1 protein-coding gene is annotated in these 254 nt (G+C 65.7%); it reads right to left on the minus strand.

The window, feature by feature from the left end; all coding sequences use genetic code 11:
• Positions 1-254, minus strand: a 254-nt coding sequence (locus tag SB753_RS39390) for a putative sulfate exporter family transporter (protein ID WP_410805465.1), incomplete at both ends; no start/stop codon positions are given.

The raw sequence follows: 254 nt of genomic DNA on the forward strand, positions 1-254 counted from the left end.
GGGGTAGAGGAACATCGACAGCGTGCCGAACAGCACCACGCTGCCAACGGCCATCGCGCTCTTGTGCGGCTTCGATTGCAAGGTGGATTCGAACGCGAGCACGGCGGCGGCACCACAGATCGCGCTGCCCGCTGCCGTGAGCAACGCGCTGTCGCGGTCGAGCTTCATCAGCTTCATGCCCGCCCAGGTGCCGATCACGAGCGTGCTGACCACGATCAGCAGCGATTCGGCGAGACCCGGCAAGCCGACTTGGG

Origin of the sequence: Paraburkholderia sp. SIMBA_053 (assembly GCF_046534895.1) — a bacterium.
Lineage (GTDB): Bacteria > Pseudomonadota > Gammaproteobacteria > Burkholderiales > Burkholderiaceae > Paraburkholderia > Paraburkholderia caledonica.